This window comes from Candidatus Pelagadaptatus aseana (assembly GCF_040362265.1).
GTDB lineage: Bacteria > Pseudomonadota > Gammaproteobacteria > Pseudomonadales > Cellvibrionaceae > Pelagadaptatus > Pelagadaptatus aseana.
Window position 1 is genome coordinate 143,039 of record NZ_BAABNJ010000004.1, and the last position, 16,988, is coordinate 160,026.

17 protein-coding genes are annotated in these 16,988 nt (G+C 39.3%); 14 read left to right on the top strand and 3 right to left on the bottom strand.

All coding sequences use genetic code 11. The features are described from left to right. Positions 1-121: 121 nt before the first annotated feature. Positions 122-613, bottom strand: coding sequence for a LuxR C-terminal-related transcriptional regulator (locus ACPXV9_RS07435; RefSeq protein WP_423895820.1), 492 nt, complete (start codon positions 611-613; stop codon positions 122-124). 490 nt (positions 614-1,103) lie between these two features. On the opposite strand from ACPXV9_RS07435, the gene ihfB reads away from it, so the two are divergent. From ihfB to ACPXV9_RS07505, 14 genes are all read left to right on the top strand, one after another. Then, the gene (ihfB, locus tag ACPXV9_RS07440) at positions 1,104-1,391 is read left to right on the top strand and encodes an integration host factor subunit beta (RefSeq protein WP_423895821.1); all 288 of its coding nucleotides are present in this window, start codon (positions 1,104-1,106) and stop codon (positions 1,389-1,391) included. A gap of 74 nt (positions 1,392-1,465) precedes the next feature. Then, on the top strand, positions 1,466-1,852 hold the full coding sequence (locus ACPXV9_RS07445; protein WP_423895822.1) for a hypothetical protein: 387 nt from the start codon (positions 1,466-1,468) through the stop codon (positions 1,850-1,852). A 33-nt stretch (positions 1,853-1,885) separates the two neighbouring features. Further along, a complete protein-coding gene (locus ACPXV9_RS07450; protein WP_423895823.1) occupies positions 1,886-3,406 on the top strand; it encodes an MBL fold metallo-hydrolase RNA specificity domain-containing protein in 1,521 nt (506 codons plus the stop codon). A 374-nt stretch (positions 3,407-3,780) separates the two neighbouring features. Then, on the top strand, positions 3,781-5,055 hold the full coding sequence (gene tviB / locus ACPXV9_RS07455; protein WP_423895824.1) for a Vi polysaccharide biosynthesis UDP-N-acetylglucosamine C-6 dehydrogenase TviB: 1,275 nt from the start codon (positions 3,781-3,783) through the stop codon (positions 5,053-5,055). Positions 5,056-5,091: 36 nt separating this feature from the next. Next, entirely contained in the window at positions 5,092-6,117 is a 1,026-nt protein-coding gene (locus ACPXV9_RS07460; RefSeq protein ID WP_423895825.1) for an NAD-dependent epimerase/dehydratase family protein, read from the top strand. Between the two features lie 3 nt (positions 6,118-6,120). Beyond that, positions 6,121-7,434, top strand: a complete 1,314-nt coding sequence (locus ACPXV9_RS07465) for a flippase (protein WP_423895826.1) — start codon at positions 6,121-6,123, stop codon at positions 7,432-7,434. A gap of 28 nt (positions 7,435-7,462) precedes the next feature. Next, positions 7,463-8,197, top strand: coding sequence for a sulfotransferase (locus ACPXV9_RS07470; protein WP_423895827.1), 735 nt, complete (start codon positions 7,463-7,465; stop codon positions 8,195-8,197). 57 nt (positions 8,198-8,254) lie between these two features. Further along, positions 8,255-8,506: a hypothetical protein gene (locus ACPXV9_RS07475; RefSeq protein WP_423895828.1), complete on the top strand. Its 252-nt coding sequence runs from the start codon at positions 8,255-8,257 to the stop codon at positions 8,504-8,506. After that, entirely contained in the window at positions 8,500-8,958 is a 459-nt protein-coding gene (locus ACPXV9_RS07480) for a class I SAM-dependent methyltransferase (RefSeq protein ID WP_423896037.1), read from the top strand. The genes ACPXV9_RS07475 and ACPXV9_RS07480 overlap by 7 nt, the downstream gene beginning before the upstream one ends. Positions 8,959-9,001: 43 nt before the next feature. After that, positions 9,002-10,219, top strand: a complete 1,218-nt coding sequence (locus ACPXV9_RS07485) for a glycosyltransferase family 4 protein (RefSeq protein WP_423895829.1) — start codon at positions 9,002-9,004, stop codon at positions 10,217-10,219. Further along, the gene (locus ACPXV9_RS07490; RefSeq protein ID WP_423895830.1) at positions 10,212-11,504 is read left to right on the top strand and encodes a polysaccharide pyruvyl transferase family protein; all 1,293 of its coding nucleotides are present in this window, start codon (positions 10,212-10,214) and stop codon (positions 11,502-11,504) included. The genes ACPXV9_RS07485 and ACPXV9_RS07490 overlap by 8 nt, the downstream gene beginning before the upstream one ends. Before the next feature lie 79 nt (positions 11,505-11,583). After that, positions 11,584-12,675, top strand: a complete 1,092-nt coding sequence (locus ACPXV9_RS07495) for a glycosyltransferase (RefSeq protein WP_423895831.1) — start codon at positions 11,584-11,586, stop codon at positions 12,673-12,675. After that, entirely contained in the window at positions 12,672-13,784 is a 1,113-nt protein-coding gene (locus tag ACPXV9_RS07500) for a glycosyltransferase (RefSeq protein ID WP_423895832.1), read from the top strand. Before ACPXV9_RS07495 ends, ACPXV9_RS07500 begins: the two co-directional genes overlap by 4 nt. Before the next feature lie 73 nt (positions 13,785-13,857). Then, complete coding sequence (locus ACPXV9_RS07505; protein ID WP_423895833.1) at positions 13,858-15,000, top strand: glycosyltransferase family 4 protein; 1,143 nt, start codon at positions 13,858-13,860, stop codon at positions 14,998-15,000. A gap of 42 nt (positions 15,001-15,042) precedes the next feature. On the opposite strand, the gene ACPXV9_RS07510 is transcribed toward ACPXV9_RS07505, so the two are convergent. Then, positions 15,043-16,281 carry a hypothetical protein gene (locus ACPXV9_RS07510; RefSeq protein WP_423895834.1) on the bottom strand — a complete coding sequence of 413 codons (1,239 nt, stop codon included), beginning with the start codon at positions 16,279-16,281 and terminating at the stop codon, positions 15,043-15,045. Between the two features lie 155 nt (positions 16,282-16,436). Continuing rightward, positions 16,437-16,985 (bottom strand): sugar transferase, encoded by a 549-nt coding sequence (locus ACPXV9_RS07515; RefSeq protein WP_423895835.1) that lies wholly within the window; start codon positions 16,983-16,985, stop codon positions 16,437-16,439. Positions 16,986-16,988: the final 3 nt, after the last annotated feature.

The following is a 16,988-nucleotide window of genomic DNA, read 5'->3' on the forward strand; positions in this document are numbered from 1 at the left end:
ACGAAGTGAGAGATCTCTCCGCTTCATGTCGAGATGACACAAGATTACCGTTCACAAAAACGGCGAGTCGGGTAACCGGCTCGCCGTTTTTGGTTTTTGAATGTAATTTGAATATAAAAAGCTAATCCCACAAATCTTCATCATCCAGCAGATTATCCATTGCCCAGTTGCTGGCCTCGAGTCGGGTGGTTACGCCAATTTTCCGATAGGCACCATATAGATGGCTTTTGATGGTGTGCTCACTGATAAACAGCATATTGGCAATCGCCAGATTACTGAAGCCCTCCCGTATCCGCACTAAAATCTGCTTCTCGCGACGGCTAAGTCGAGACAGGGTGGGTGTGATCTGGTTCTGCCTGGGTGCCCGGCGCAGGGTTTTTAATAATTGCAATGCAAGCTCAGGAGGTACCTGAACTTGGCCTTTCAAAACTTTGGCAATGCCTTCTGACAATTCCTCAACAGATTGACCTTCGTAGAATATACCTTCCACATGTGGCCATTCGGCCAGTTTGGATGTCAGGGCATCTGGTGTCAGCTGAAACAGGGCACAGCTGATGGCGCCGTGGTTGAAATAGCTTTTCCTCAAAAATTCATACAGCTCGGGAAATGACATTTTTGCTGCGTCAATTAAGACCAAAGAGGGGGAGGTATCCCTAGAAATCTTGGTTGCCGTTTGACATGGGACCCCAGTCAATTGAGTGATTTGACGAGCCATTTCAGTCTGGTTCAGGCTGGGGTTATTGGTGATGAGCTCTATGGATTTCTCTGAAGTTTGGATTTTTTGCATGTGCAACCTCCTTTCTTGTTATTTTTTGTTCAAGGAAAAAGCCATGGATAAAAAGTATACAAGCAGTTGATATTTTGCAAATTACATTTCAGGTCGAAGTCATTTTTAGGCCAAAAAGTTGAAAAATCATACTTAGGTATGAGTGTGTCCCAGTGAGGATATCTGTGAATTTGTTTAACAAGATCAATGGACAAGCCCATAATCCAAGCCTATACTCCTTTGAAAACAATGGGTTAGGGCTGAATTCAAAGGCTTTTCACGACAAATATCGCGGAACCGTTTGATTTTTGGCTTTTACAAGAAAAAGAAATCTCTTATGACCAAATCCGAACTTATTGAACGCATTGCCGATCTTCAGGATCAATTATCCATTAAAGACGTAGAGCTGGCGGTAAAACTGCTGCTGGAATATATGTCCGATGCATTGGCTGATGGCGAGCGCATTGAAATCAGAGGTTTTGGTAGTTTTTCCCTTCACTATCGTGCGCCTAGAGTTGGGCGTAACCCCAAAACCGGCGATTCGGTTGAATTGGCGGGTAAGCATGTACCTCACTTTAAACCGGGTAAAGAGCTGCGCGATCGGGTGAATGCCAGTATTCAATAATCCAGTCTCAAGACGGATTGTTTCCTGACTCTTCTGCCCGTATATTGATAGAAACACGGGTAAAAGGTGATGCAATGGGTTTAGTTTACGCCGATATTTCACTCAAGAATCTGGTTGAGCCCCAGTTGTCTCAAGTAGAGGCAAAAAGCTTGGTGGATACCGGAGCCTTACACTTATGTATTCCAGAACACATTGCCATTCAGTTGGGTTATGACTGCGAGGCCTCTGATAAGAGGGAGGTTACCATTGCCAGTGGTGAATCTTTGCTTTGCCCTTATGTCGGGCCTTTACAGATTTCTTACGGTAATCGTCGTTGTTTTTCAGGTGCATTAGTTTTGGGAAACGAGGTGCTTTTAGGGGCAATCCCAATGGAGGATATGGATTTGACCGTTAATCCTGCTCGCCTGCAATTGGAGCCCAATCCTGAAAACCCCAATATCCCGGCTTCAACCGTCAAATAATCAACCAAAGCCATAAATAATAAGAATAATAAAATGCAAATACTCCACCACGGCGCCACCACCGGTGTAACCGGCTCTTGCCATGAGTTACGAATTGATTCAGCGGGTATTTTAATCGACTGCGGGCTCTTCCAGGGCGCAGAGCTATCCCCTGAAGGCAGCAGCTTTGATCAGCTACAAATTGATTTCCCAATCGATCATATCAAGGCGTTGGTCGTGACCCATGTGCATATCGACCACGTAGGCAGAATCCCATACCTGATTGCAGCCGGTTTTCGTGGCCCCATCTACTGCAGCGAGCCCAGTGCTAAGCTTTTGCCGCTGGTGTTGGAAGATGCCGTGAAAATTGGCTTTACCAAAGATAAGCGTCTGATAGAGAGGTTTCTGAAATATCTGAAGCAACAGCTTAGGCCACTACCCTATAAAAAATGGACCAGGATTGTAGAAGGGGGCAGTGAGGATATCGATATCAAGCTAAAGCCCGCCGGCCATATTCTGGGGTCAGCTTATGTCGAATGCAAAGTCACAGAAAACCAGCCGTCATCGCGAGGAGCACAGCGACGCGGCAATCTCAAGAAAACAACCTCCAAAGTAATCTTCTCCGGCGATCTTGGTGCTCCATATTCCCCATTACTGAACGCCCCAAAAGCGCCATACAGTACCGATATATTGATAATAGAAAGCACCTACGGCGACAAAACCCATGAAAATCGTCGTAACCGCCGACAGAGATTGCAGACGGTGATAGAAAAGGCCTTACAGAATAACGGTACGGTGTTAATTCCGGCTTTCAGTATCGGGCGAACACAAGAACTGCTCTATGAGCTGGAAGAGATTATTCATAAATCATCCCAACCCCGGCAAATGTCTTCCCCTTCTCTCATCATGTCATCCAATTCTCTCCACATGTCATCCCGACGCCAGGAGGGATCTCCGCCCAGCATAACGTGGCGAGCTGTCGACATCATCATCGACTCCCCTCTAGCCAGTAAATTCACCCAAGTCTACCGCAAACTGCAACCCTACTGGGACAAAGAAGCCAGAGCCAAAAAATCCAGCGGCCGCCACCCATTATCTTTCGATCAACTGACCACCATCGACAGTCACAGCGACCACAGCAAGGTCGTACAATATCTGAAAAACAGCGGTAAACCGGCCATAGTCATCGCCGCCAGCGGCATGTGCGCCGGTGGCCGTATCGTCAATTACCTCAAGGCTCTGGTAGAAGATCGGCGCACCGATATCCTGTTTGTAGGCTATCAAGCCAAAGGCACCCCGGGGCGCGATATCCAAAAATACGGACCCCTGATCCGGACAAGGGGTAAGCCTGGCTGGGTAGAGCTGAATGGCAAGCGCTATGACATCAATGCCAGCGTACACACCATATCCGGTTATTCTGCCCATGCCGATCAGAAAGACCTGATCAACTTTGTGAAGCGCATGCGCCGTAAGCCCAGTGAAATCCGTATTGTGCATGGTGATGACGATGCCAAGCAGGAGCTTAAACGGCATTTCAATAAGTTGTTGCCCCGCATAAAAATAACTATTCCGTAGTGCCAAGGCAGTAATTTTAGGAGTTGGAAACAAACTACTTATTAGTTAACGCCACATCTCTCTTGGGTTGCTTTTTTATCACTTTGGGGTGCATAAAGAATGAATGCCCCTCACAAATTTGAAATTCACTTCAAATGCTGCACAGCAATTGGTGGCAGATTTTTGCTTATTCAGGCATTATCCCCACCCTAGTAAGCCTATTATTAATTAAGGTTTTAGCTAGGCTTGATTTAGGCCAAGGAATGGCGGTTTTTATGATAAAAATAACAACGTTATTATACTTTCTGTTGTCAGATATCACTTATGATTTGGCCTAAATATATCATTTTTGTAAATCAAGATGTTGTAGCTGATAGAGATGTATCCGGTAAAATATGAGCTTGTTTGATAGTAAAATTGCCATTATCGGTTTGGGGTACGTAGGTTTACCCTTGGCTGTAGAATTCGGTAAAAAATACCAAACCCTGGGTTTTGATATTAATGAATCGCGGATAAACCAGCTTTTGGCAGGCCATGATTCAACTCTTGAAGTTAACGATGAAGAGTTGAAAAGTTCTTCAATGCTAAATTTTTCAAGTGATATTGATCAACTAATAGAGAGCAATGTATACATTGTTACTGTTCCTACGCCTATCGATCAGTACAAACGTCCAGATTTGACCCCTTTGCTCAGAGCCAGTGAAATGCTTGGACGAGTCATCCAAAAAGGGGATGTTGTTATCTATGAATCTACCGTCTATCCAGGTGCCACTGAAGAAGATTGCATTCCTGTGGTGGAACAAGTTTCCGGTCTAACCTTTAATGTAGATTTTTACGCCGGTTACAGCCCGGAGCGCATTAATCCGGGTGATAAGGAGCATCGCGTAACCAATATACTGAAGGTAACTAGTGGCTCGAATCCAGAAATTTCTGATTTTGTAGATGCTTTATATGGATCCATTATTGAAGCTGGTACACACAAGGCTAGTAGTATTAAGGTGGCTGAAGCGGCCAAGGTGATAGAGAACACTCAGCGGGATGTCAATATTGCTCTGATCAATGAGTTAGCCATTATCTTTAATAAGCTGTGTGTTGATACCTTGGAGGTGTTGGAGGCTGCGGGCACCAAATGGAATTTTCTACCTTTTCGGCCGGGTTTAGTTGGTGGTCATTGCATAGGTGTAGACCCCTATTATCTAACCCATAAAGCCCAAGCTACGGGTTATCATCCTGAAATGATTCTTGCAGGGCGGCGTCTTAATGATGGAATGGCAGAATACGTTGTATCTCAGCTGGTAAAGCGCATGGTTAAAGACCGTATTCAGGTGGAAGGTGCCAATGTTTTAATTATGGGGCTGACCTTTAAAGAAAACTGCCCTGATCTTCGTAATACCAAAGTGGTCGATATCGTGGATGAGCTAAAAGAATACAATATTTCAGTCGATGTTGTAGATCCTTGGTGTTCCCCTGAAGAAGCATCCGATGAATACGACTTGCAACTGACAAAAGACTACCGCTCCAATTACTACGACGCGATAATTCTGGCGGTTGGACATAAAGACTTTAAGGATATGGGCGCGGAAGAGATTCATGGTTTAGGGAAAGCAAAACATGTTCTGTACGATCTTAAATATATTTTGGAAAAAGATAGTGTGGATATGCGGCTTTAAGCTAAATGTGAGCTCAGTTGTACCAAAGAGGCAATTATGTCGCGCTATGAAGAAGTAAAACAGCAGCTGTTAGAGTCGCCAAAAGTTTGGTTGATCACGGGTGTTGCAGGGTTTATCGGTTCCAACTTGTTGGAAGCCTTATTAAAATTGAATCAAACCGTAGTGGGGTTGGATAATTTTGCTACGGGTTACCAGAGAAATCTCGATGAAGTATGTGATTTGGTAACACCAGAGCAGTGGGATCGCTTCCGTTTTATTGAAGGTGATATATGCGATTACAGTAGCTGTGAGCAATCAGTAAAAGATGTGGATTATGTGCTGCATCAAGCCGCATTGGGTTCTGTTCCCCGCTCAATTGCCAATCCGATTTCAACTAATGCAGCCAATGTAACCGGCTTTTTGAATATGTTGCAGGCAGCTAAAGGTGAAGGTGTTACAAGCTTTACCTATGCTGCCAGCAGTTCTACCTATGGTGACCACCCCGCTCTTCCAAAAGTAGAAGAAAATTTTGGTAACCCGTTGTCTCCCTATGCCGTTACTAAATATGTGAATGAGTTGTATGCAGCTGTTTATGCAAAAACTTATAACTTTAAGAGTATAGGTCTGCGCTACTTTAATGTGTTTGGAAAGCGGCAAGATCCTAATGGATCCTATGCGGCAGTAATTCCAAAATGGATTGCAGCGATGATTAATGGTGATCCAATATTTATTAATGGTGATGGGGATACTAGCAGGGATTTTTGCTTTATCGAGAATACAGTGCAGATGAATATATTAGCTGCAACAGCTTCCGAGAACGCTAAAGATGAAGTGTATAATGTTGCTGTTGGTGACCGAACTGCGCTGAATGATTTATATGCTGCAATTAAAAAATCATTAGGTAAAAGTACTATTAATATTTCGGGAGAGCCCATTTATCGTGATTTTCGTGCTGGTGATGTACGTCATTCACAGGCGGATATAAGCAAGGCAGAAAAGGGTTTGGGGTATCAGCCTCAATACCGGATCTTGCAAGGGATTGATAAAGCGATGCCTTGGTATATAGATAAATTAAAAACTTAACCGATGTCTTTTTTAAATAGCGATTTTTTTCTAAACCTCTTTAAAACTGGTGTAACCAGTTTGGTTGTTAGGTTGATAGGAGTAATTCTGTCTCTTATTGTTTCGATAGTTTTAGCAAGATTTCTTGGTGTTGATCAGTACGGCGAATTTTCCTTTGTTTTATCTACATTGCTCCTTATATCTGTTCCAGTGCAAATGGGATTTCCTCAGTTATTAATTCGAGAAACTGCAAAAGTTGATGTTTCAGGAAAATGGGAGGAGGTTTATTCTATTTGGGTTTGGTCCACAGTTTGCGTATTGACAGCTTCATTTGCCGTTGTTGTATCTATTTATACTTTGGCATATTTTGATGCCATTATTCCTGATTCTCTTAGACCGCTTTTTCTTGTTGGTGTTTTTATTGTGCCGGTTTTGTCTTTGGCAAGGTTATGTGACAGCGCAATACGAGGGTTGCATTATATTCTTCGAGGTCAATTAATAGATTCAATAGTTAAGCCTACTGCTCTTTTGATAGGGATTTTTCTCTGCTTTTATTTCGATTTTGGAATGACTTCTTTAGTTGCAATTTATGTATATGTCGGTGCTGTATTTGTGACTGTGCTATCAGGCTCTATAGTTCTTCGTTATCTGATGCCTCATGAGTTGCTAGTACCAATAAAGATTAGATTTGAAACTTCAAAGTGGATCGCTGCAGTAGTGCCATTAGGTTTTTTTTCTTCTTTGCATATAATAAATTCACAAGTGGATTTGATTATGCTCGGGCTTTTAGATTCAATGGAGGGGGTGGGTGTTTATAAAGTGGCTATGAGTTTGGCCGCAATAATTGGGTTTGGATTGCAGGTAGTTAATACTGTTATCGGTCCACAATTTTCAAAGTTGCATGCTAATGGGGATGCTAAAAGGCTTGAGCGTTTATTCATGCTAAGTATCAAAATAACAGTCTGTATGGCAATCCCCGCTGTTTTGGTTCATGTGTTTTTTGGTGATCATATATTGCAGATTCTTTTTGGCGATCGCTTCGTTGTAGGCTATTTTACACTTGTTATTTTGGTTGTGGGGCAATTGCTGAATTCAATAATTGGCAGTGTGGGCTTATTGCTTAATATGACAGGCCACGTACGTGAGACGTTATTGGCCGGTGTATGTGGATTGTTAGTCAATGTAATACTCAATATTTCTTTGATCCCTATCTGGGGTATGGAGGGGGCTGCTTTTTCTAGTCTGATTTCTTTGATGGTATGTAATATTCTCTTAAGTTATTTTGTTCGTAGGCAGTTAGGGGTCAGTAACCCTTTCATGAAATTATTTAATTTGTAGTTGTCGCTGTTAGGTTTTTGGAGGAAGTATGCAGCAATGTGTTCTTGTAGTCGGTCCAGGTAGGAGTGGTACTTCTACTGTGTCAGGTGTTTTGTCTAGGTTAGGGGTTGATTTCGGATCAGATTTGATAGCAGCAGATTATAGTAATCCAAAAGGATATTTTGAGAGTGCTAGTTTTCTTCGTTTGAATAAAAAATTATATGCAATTTGTCATGACGCTAAGAAAGTAGATGCCCCTTCATTGGAAGAAGTATTGAAATTAAAAGATAAACACTCAATAAAATGCGAGGAGTGTATAAATTCTATTAAGAAGAATTCACTGCTTTGGGGATTGAAAGCTTGGAGAGTTCCAATGAATGAATTCTTTATGGATTTTATTGGAGATTTCAAGGTTGTGAGAGTTAGTAGAAATGTTGACTGTACTGCGAAATCCTTAGTCAAACATGTCAATAAAAGGAAAGGTGTTGAAAAAATTAACTTTGAAGAAGCTAAAAATATCACAAAAGGGTACTCGAAAGAAATTGAATTGTTTGTGAGTAGATATAAACCTGACTTAATAGATTTGAGTTATGAAGATCTTATTAATCGTACTGAGTTTACCGTAAGAGAGCTGGCTAGTTTTTTAGATATACCTTGTACGGAGCAGAGGCTAACACTTGCGGCGGATTTTGTTATTGATAAAGAGGAAATTGAATCCAGACGGTCAGAATTTAATGCCGAGCGAAAGAATATATTTAGACAATTGAAGGCCAAGCTATTTTGATGTTAGAAATATTCTTTATTATATCTGAATTCAAAGAATTAAGTTTAGGAGATGGGTGTGTTCAATAGATTGGGGCTTATTTTTTGGAGATGGTTTAATTTTAGAGGTTTAAATCTGGTATATAGAAAATTAAGCTTGGAAGATTCATATAACTTTATTTATAAGTCATCTTCAACAAGCACAGTACTTTATAAATCGCAAGAAGAATTGCGTGAAAAAGCTTTAATGTCCGCCCCAAAAAGTGGGATGGTATTAGAATTTGGGGTTTTTTTAATGGGAAGACAATTAACTTCTTCGCAAAAATTTTAAAGGAAACTAAAGATGAAAGGTCAATTATAGGCTTCGATTCTTTTAGAGGTTTTAGTCAAGAGTGGACTGGTGTGGATAAAGAGTTTCCATCTTCAAGGTTTGATCGAAAAGGTATTTTTCCTAAAGTATCTGAAAATGTTCATCTAATTGATGGTTATATTGAAGATACTTTACCTAATTTTGTCGGGTCTACGGATGGTTTAGAAATCGCTTTCGTGCACGTCGACACGGATACATATTCGCCTGCTTCAGTTATCTTGAAAAATTTAAAGCCTTATCTTTCTTCTGGATCAATAATTTTGTTTGACGAGTTGTGTGGCTATCCAAATTGGAGGGCTCATGAATACAAAGCTCTAATTGAAAACTTTTCTGAAGATGAATATGAATTTATTGGGTTTTCAGTTGGGGCTCGTTCAATAAACTTGATGAATGCTGCAGTACGAATACTTTAAAGCAGGTCAAATGAATTAATAATTCACTGGTCAGTGAGGGAAGATGAAAATTTTAGTTTGCACTCAGATGTTTCCAACGTCAGATAAGGAAGCAATTGTAAGTGGTATGATTAAAAATCCTTATAATCAAACAGTGGCACTTTCAGAGAGTGGTTGCGATGTGGATGTTATAACCACAGGTGAAACAATAAAAAAATATAGAATATCAGATATAGATGTTTGGTCAGTAGGTAATGGCTGTTTTAAGGGTGTTGTTAAATCGTTCATATATGAAATGATGATTTTTCTATGTTTTCTTAAGCTGCGTGGCTGGAAACGCTATGATGTAATTCATGTGCATCACCTGAATATACCTCTTCTAGTTGTTTTGAAATTATTAGGTTGGCTTAATGCTAAATTAGTATATACGGCTCATGGTACTTCTACGCCAGAGTTGAATGCTGCTAAACAAGGCAGTGCATTATTTTATTTTGCGCTAAGATTTAATGGAGTTTTACAGCATGCGTTAGACCGATTTTCCTGGTGTAATGCGGATCTTGTGTTGTCTCCAAGTAAGTTTCAGGTTAAAGAGATGGTTGATATGTATTCTGTTCCTGAGGCTAATATAAAGGTTATCTATAATGGCGTTGACTCGGATCTCTTTAAGCCTGATATAGCGCTAAGGCAAAAATTACGCAATGATATTCGAGTTTCAGATGATGACTTTGTTGTTTTGTTTGTAGGGCGTGCTGCTAGCAAGAAGGGCGTTGATTATCTGATTTATGCAATGGATTCTGTTCATGATTTATTTCCAAATACTAAACTTCTTTTAGTTTTGGGTTATTTGGGAAGGCAAAAAAATTACCTTGATAAGATAATACTATTGGCGAAAGAAAGAAAATATATTGATCTCAGAATAAATGTTCCAGAAAGAGATTTGCCTAAATTTTATAATGCTGCAGATTTAAGTGTGTTTCCCTCTCTTGGGTATGAGTCCATACCTACAGTTATTTTTGAATCTATTGCTTGTGGGCTGCCTATCTTAACTCAAGGTAGTTGGGGGATCCCTGAAGTTTTAAAAGGGCAATTTATTGATGAAGAATCCATTTTGTGTGGTGAGTTGGGAGAAAATATTGGGCGCCTAATCAAAGATCAAGATTTATTGAAAAAAGATGGAGAAAATAATTTCATTGAAAGTAAGACTTACCATTGGAGTCGTGGTGGACAAACCTTAAAGAATGTATATCAAGCTGTGCTTTCAGGGGACAGTGTAAATGCCTAAAAATAATATAAATGTGCTTTTGTTAGACTTTGCCCAGCAGACAAATACTGGAGATGATGTTATGCAAAGGGCTTTGATAGAGCTTTGCCGAGATAATGTATCTTCAAATATTACAATATCTACCTATTTTGGGGCGAATGAGCTTTTAGCTGTTCGAGAAGAATTTGGGCATTATGAAGAAGGTTACGGGTTGCCTGTGGTTGGGGGGGTAATTAATACATATTTTAACAGAGGAAGATGGTCACGTTCTTTGGGTCGGGTTTTTCAGGCAATATTCTGTGTGTTTTTGTTAATTTTACTACGATTTAATGTTCCTTCTTCTTTTGTAAGAGTGCTATTAACATCCAAGCAAAAAAATACCTTTGATGTATATAACCAGGCAGATATTGTTATTTGGAATGGAAGAAACTTTCGAGGAAGCGGCGGGGCTGGTGAGGCCCTAAAAATTTTCGAGTTGTGTGTAAATCCTTTTTTTTGTTTGATGCTTGAAAAGCCAGTTTTTTGTATTGGGGCTTCTGTTTGGCCTTTAAAAAGTAAAATAGCTAAGTGGTTGATGAAGGCTGCGGTAAAAAATTCCAAGGCTTTTTTGGTAAGGGAAAATGATTCATATAATTATCTATATAATGAGCTAAAGCTAAGTGAATGCCCTTCACTTGACAGAATTCCAGATCTATCTTTTTATGTGATTAACCAATATTTACATAAAAATAAAACCATGCTTCATCGCGGCGTAACTGGTCTTGTTGGATTGACCTTAATTGGTCGGAGGGAATTACCTAATGATGAAATCTATTCTCGATATTTAAATGCTTTTTCAAAGTTGGTTTCTCATATTTCAAAGAAAGATCTCCAAATAAAAATTATTCCACAAGTAACCTATAATTTAGAGCCTTATGAGAAAGAGCTTTATATTATTGCTTCTCAAAATCCAAATGTTGAATTGGAGATTGTAGAGGGTGAGTTGGGATTTGAAGGGCTTCTTGATCAATATATGGGTGTTGATATTTTAGTAGCTTCGAGAATGCATTCCGCTATTTTTGCGAGGTCTTTAGGGGTCCCTGTCACAGCAGTAGCTTATGACGAAGGAGCAAAGTGGGGTATTTTGGATGGGCTGAATGTTCATCGTGGCCTGGTCCTTTCAGCATCTACTCTGTCGTCTGAGGAGTTGATTAATAATTTTGACGAAGTTCATAGTGGTGGTGTAGATATGGAAGTTCCTGAATTAGTTGATCTTTTAGCTTCTAAAACGAAGGAGAAGTTTAAAATAATGCTAGCTTTAAATTAATGTTCTAATAAAAGGGCTACGTGAAGATGATAAGGTGGTCAAAGTGAAATTTCATGTGACGATTATTGAGACGGCATAAGTGATTAATTTTTTTATGCCTTCATTTAGGGGCGGCGGGGCGGAAAGAGTCTTTATTGATATTGCTAATAAATTAGCTTCTAGAGGTGAGGATGTGGAGATTCTTGTGCTCTCTGAAGAGGGGCCATATAAGGATCTTTTGATTGAAAATGTAGGTTATAAAGTTATAGGCAGGGGAGGCGCATTAAAAAGCTTCTTTTTCATTTTTAACTTTTTTTGGAACTGCAAATCTAAAACTGTTTTCACGTGCTTGACCCATTTAAATTTGGTGTCAATCTTATGTTGGTTGCTTTCTTTCAAACGCTGTCAGTTGATAGTTACAGAACATAATAATTTTACTAACGAGAAAGCAGCGCTCAATTTTTTTAAACGAGGGTTGATACTGTTTGGTGCAAAAGTGTTGTACCGAAGTGCTACGAAAGTGATTGCTGTTTCGAAAGGCGTAGCAAAGGATTTGTCGTCAGTACTTGGTTTGGATTTGAAGAACATAGAAATAATTTATAACCCTGTAGATACAACTTCAATCCAAAAAATGGCTGAAGCTTCAACTCTAGATGATTTTGATAGCCCAACAATTATTGGTGTAGGTAGGCTTGTTGTCCAAAAAAGGTTTGATCTACTTATTCATTCGTTTTCGGATGTTGTAAAGGGGATCCCCTCTGCCAAATTGCTGATACTGGGGGACGGGGGTGAGCGGAACACTTTGGAAAATCTTGTTAATCAACTTAATTTGTCTTCAAATGTTAGATTTTTGGGGTTTGTAGATAATCCTTTTCAATATATTACGCGAGCGGATGTTCTAGTTCTTTCTTCTGATTTTGAGGGCTTTGGGAACGTAATTGTTGAGGCTTTGTCATTGGGGACTCCTGTAATTTCGACTGACTGCCCTAGTGGCCCGAGTGAAATACTAAATTCAGACAATATAGGTATTTTGGTGCCAGTTGATGATGAAGTTGCCTTGGCGCGTTCAATTTCTAATGTGCTAAGAAATAGCAATTTTGATAGTCGTTTATTACAAGAGAGGGCTGAATATTTTAATGTTGATAATGTTGCTGATCAGTATCAGCGTATTATTGGGAGTTTTTCTAATTGAAGATTATCCATATTATAACTGATCTTAAAGACGGTGGTGCAGAAGCGGTTTTATACCGATTGATTCTTTCTTTGCCTCAGCATATTCATGAGGTAGTTTGCCTTGGCAATGGAGGGAAGTATGTCCCTTTGCTTGAAGCTGAGGGTGTGAAAATTCATATATTGGATTTACAGTCTGATATTTGGAGTGTGCGCAAAATGTTCTCCATAATACGAAAGTCTAAGCCTGATCTTATACAGGGTTGGATGTATCATGGGAATTTTATCGCGGCCTTATGTGGCTTCTTTTTTAGAAATGTCGATATTTTTTGGGGGGTTCATCACACAAATTTGATACCTGGTGTAGACCCTTTGTTAACTCGCTTAATTTCTAAGGCCTGTGCTTTGCTTTCGCATTTCATACCTAAGGCCGTTATATATTGTGGAGATAAATCAAAAGAAATACATGTTAATGAGGGTTATTCTGAGAGTAGGGCTGTGGTAGTTAGAAATGGGTATGATACAGGAAATTTTATACCTGATTTACAGTTGCGAGAAAAAGTAAGAGAGAACTTAAGTGCTTGTGAAAGTGACTTTTTAGTAGGCAGTGTAGGTCGTTATGCTCCTCAGAAGGATCATTTGAATCTTTTGAATAGTCTCAGCTATTTGGTAAAAAAAGGCTGCTCTGTTGATCTACTTTTGGTAGGTTCTGGGCTAGATGACTCAAATGAGGAATTAACAAAAAATCTTGATGACCTTAATCTCCCTGGTGCGGTTCATCTTTTGGGGCGACAAGAGGATATTCCGTCAATAATGAATGCAATTGATTTGCATGTTACCTCCAGCGCCTTCGGTGAAGCTTTTCCTAATGTAATATGTGAGGCTATGTCTTGTGGTATACCTTGTGTTACGACTGATGTTGGTGATGCAGCTTATATAGTCGGAGATAGTGGCTGGGTTGTCCCCCCTTCTTCTCCATCAGATTTAGGTGACGCTATTAGCTTAGCCGTAGAGGCTAAAAGGGAATCATCGCTTTGGGCTAATAGAAAGAAAGCAGCTCGCGATAGAATTAAAAACAATTTTGGCCTGGGCATTATGTCGGAAAAATATTTAGAAGCATGGGAAGGATAAAGTTCTTTCATCGAATTACTATTTGGAAGAACAGATTATTAGTTAAGTGGTTCTATATATATTTTGTTTTTTTATGAAAAAAGTTATTTTTCTTGTTAATAATGTTAAATACTTTTTGTCCCATCGTTTGGATATTGCGGTTGAGGCCAAAAAATCAGGTTATGATGTCCATGTGGCTGCTCCAAGTTCAAAGGATGTGGACAATGATATATCTACTATAAAGAATCTCGGGTTTACTTATCACTCCGTTAGAGTGCAAAGAGGAAAACAAAGTATCATTAATGAGTTTAAAGGTGTATATGATGTTTTTACTCTTTTTATAAACGTTAGGCCGGACCTTGTTCATTTGGTTACCTTGAAGCAAGTTGTTATTGGTGGTTTTCTTGCTCGAGTGTTAGGGGTAAGGGGGAGTTGTGCTGCAATAGCTGGTTTAGGGTCGGTTTTTATTTCCAGTTCTAAGCGGGATTTAATTATTAGGTTTATATTTAACTTGCTTGCAAGGTTTATTTTTGGCAAGTCAAATCTAAGAGTTATCTTTCAAAATATAAATGATCAAAATTATTTTATTGATTCTGGTTTGCTTGTTGAAAGTAAGTCAGTTCTTATTCCTGGGTCTGGCGTGAATCTTATTGAATTTCCATATTCAACAGAACAAATAAGTACCCCTGTAGTGATAATGGCTTCAAGGCTGTTAAGAGACAAGGGGGTTTTCGAGTTTGCTGAAGCAGCAAGAATCTTAAAAGAGGAAGATGTTAAAGTTATTTTTAAGCTTGTTGGCGAGATTGATCAGGATAATTCATCGTCGCTATCAATGGCTGAATTGGATCTGATTGTTAAAGAAGGAAATGTTCAATATCTTGGATATAGTGATGATATAGCTAAAGATTATGCAGAATCTCATATTGTATGTTTACCTTCTTATCGTGAAGGCTTGCCCAAATCTCTTATAGAGGCTGCGGCTTGCGGAAGGCCTATTGTAACAACGGATGTGCCTGGCTGTAGGGATGCAGTAATATCAAATATTACGGGAATTCTGGTTCCCCCGCGTGATTCGGTGAAACTGGCATCGGCGATAAAGAGGTTTGTTGAAGATGCTAGTTTGCGTAAAAAAATGGGGTTGTCAGGGAGGCAGTTAGCAGAGGATAAATTTTCAATACAAAAAATCGTATCACTACATATGGATGTTTATGCGGATCTGATAATTATGGATAAGTAGTGTGACTTTTTGAGTTGACACCTATAAGTACGTTGGGAACTCTCATTGAGGGTTTGTATCTGGTAAATAACCCACCCTTCTCTTTATGGCAGGTAGAGCTGGTCCAGCTAAAATTATTATCAATATTGCAAGTTTTGCTCTATGTCTAATTCCTGTCCCAAAATTCCCTGAGCCAAATGAAAAGATTATTATAAAAATAAGAGTGGAAAATAAAATTGATTTTGCTGCAGGATTGCTCCATATGTAAGATCTACTTTTCCAAATTAATATTGTTAGAAAGAAATACAGAAAGCCATCGATCATTCCAATTAGATGGGAGCTTTTCTTGATATCCCATATGAAAGGCGAAAAAAGATAATAGCTTATCCGAATAGGGGATAAATAAAGTATCTCAATTGGTTTTTTAGGTGTAACCCAATCTGGATAATCTGCGCCTCCTTCATTTTTGCCAGATTTTGACTGAATTACGAATAAAACTCTTTCAATATTAAGGAGCTTGTCAAGTGATCCTAACTTAGGAATTTTTTCACTTTTCAATAAGTTAAGTGAGGTTAAAAAGAAAATGCTACACACGATAAGGGTTGCAAATGATATTAGTTTTGTCTTTCCCCTTGCTCTATAAGAATTTTTAACAAGCTTTAATAGGATTAATCCAGCAAAGATAAATACTCCCAAAAACATCGCGCCATGGAAAAAACCTGCTGCAACGAAAGAAGTTACTCCAAATATAATGGAGCGTGGGGATCCTGATCTTATCCATGTGACCATGTAACGAATGGCGCACAGGAGGAAAAAAATTATATAAGCTTCCCGTAGGATCAAAACGGAGTACAATATTAATGAAGGGAAAATAGCTAGCGCCCATACCACTTTTTTGGAAGTTCTTCTGCCCCAAAGCTCTTTGCTTAATAATGCACCAGATAAAACAGAAGCCATCCCAAAAGTTAAGCTGATAGATTGTATTAACAAAGGACTTCGGTCGGTAAAATAATAGATTATTGAAACAAGCCAGCTCAGGAAATAACTAGACGGGCCATTAAACTGGAGAAGTATGTTTTCTAGCCCGTCTTTAGATAATTGCCAGGCATACTCCTCAAAGTTTATGGCATCGCCTCGGCTGTCAGGCAAGGGGGCAATGAATTCATTAAAACAAATAGTAAGTACTCTTAAGCTGTATGCAGCAAAAAGTGCACGTGAATACTCTGGATATTTAGCAGAAAAAAAGAAAACAAGAATTCCAGAGAATAGAATGCCTGAAATTCCTAGTAGTTCTGAAGTCATATGAGTTGGCTCAGATAGAACTCGTAATCGGAAGTTGTCTGTAGTCCGCTTTTTACCATTTTAGTAACGCTGCTGGTGAGGTTGTTCGTGCGGATTTTTCTGTGGCTTATACAATGGCTTATCATATGATTTGGAGTAGTTAATGTTCTTCAGGGTTATTTAACTCTATCTCCCAATCCTTTTCCTATAACTGTCATTAGAATGTAATGAAAATACTTGTAAACAGATAATTCTTCTATCATGATCTTGTCTACTTCCGCTAACTTTTCTGGGGTAGACATATCAATTTTGTTGATTTGTGCTAGGCCTGTAATTCCTGGGCGAACTTTAAATATATCTTGCTTTTCTCTCTCGGCTATTAGTTCTAATTGATTTAAAAGACATGGTCTAGGACCGACTAGGCTCATTTCGCCTATTAAAACATTCCAAAGTTGGGGTAATTCGTCTAGTTTAGTTCTTCTAAGAAAATGGCCAAATTTTGTTATTGTAGATGAATCGACTAAATGTGTTGCAACTGATTCTGTATTCGGTTTCATCGTCCTAAATTTTACTAGTGTGAAAGGCTGTTTATGTCGCCCAACTCTAGATTGCCTGAATAGAGGAGAGCCTGTATCAAATATACCGATAATAGTTAGCAGTACCAAAATAGGGCTAAGAAGGACTAGCCCTGTAAATGAAAATATTATATCGAATAGTCGGAGCATTTT

Coding starts and splice junctions, on each gene's coding strand:
- ACPXV9_RS07435 (WP_423895820.1), bottom strand. CDS start 613: ATGTCATTTCCCGAGCTGTATGAATTTTTGAGGAAAAGCTATTTCAAC.
- ihfB (WP_423895821.1), top strand. CDS start 1,104: ATGACCAAATCCGAACTTATTGAACGCATTGCCGATCTTCAGGATCAA.
- ACPXV9_RS07445 (WP_423895822.1), top strand. CDS start 1,466: ATGGGTTTAGTTTACGCCGATATTTCACTCAAGAATCTGGTTGAGCCC.
- ACPXV9_RS07450 (WP_423895823.1), top strand. CDS start 1,886: ATGCAAATACTCCACCACGGCGCCACCACCGGTGTAACCGGCTCTTGC.
- tviB (WP_423895824.1), top strand. CDS start 3,781: ATGAGCTTGTTTGATAGTAAAATTGCCATTATCGGTTTGGGGTACGTA.
- ACPXV9_RS07460 (WP_423895825.1), top strand. CDS start 5,092: ATGTCGCGCTATGAAGAAGTAAAACAGCAGCTGTTAGAGTCGCCAAAA.
- ACPXV9_RS07465 (WP_423895826.1), top strand. CDS start 6,121: ATGTCTTTTTTAAATAGCGATTTTTTTCTAAACCTCTTTAAAACTGGT.
- ACPXV9_RS07470 (WP_423895827.1), top strand. CDS start 7,463: ATGCAGCAATGTGTTCTTGTAGTCGGTCCAGGTAGGAGTGGTACTTCT.
- ACPXV9_RS07485 (WP_423895829.1), top strand. CDS start 9,002: ATGAAAATTTTAGTTTGCACTCAGATGTTTCCAACGTCAGATAAGGAA.
- ACPXV9_RS07490 (WP_423895830.1), top strand. CDS start 10,212: ATGCCTAAAAATAATATAAATGTGCTTTTGTTAGACTTTGCCCAGCAG.
- ACPXV9_RS07505 (WP_423895833.1), top strand. CDS start 13,858: ATGAAAAAAGTTATTTTTCTTGTTAATAATGTTAAATACTTTTTGTCC.
- ACPXV9_RS07510 (WP_423895834.1), bottom strand. CDS start 16,281: ATGACTTCAGAACTACTAGGAATTTCAGGCATTCTATTCTCTGGAATT.
- ACPXV9_RS07515 (WP_423895835.1), bottom strand. CDS start 16,985: ATGCTCCGACTATTCGATATAATATTTTCATTTACAGGGCTAGTCCTT.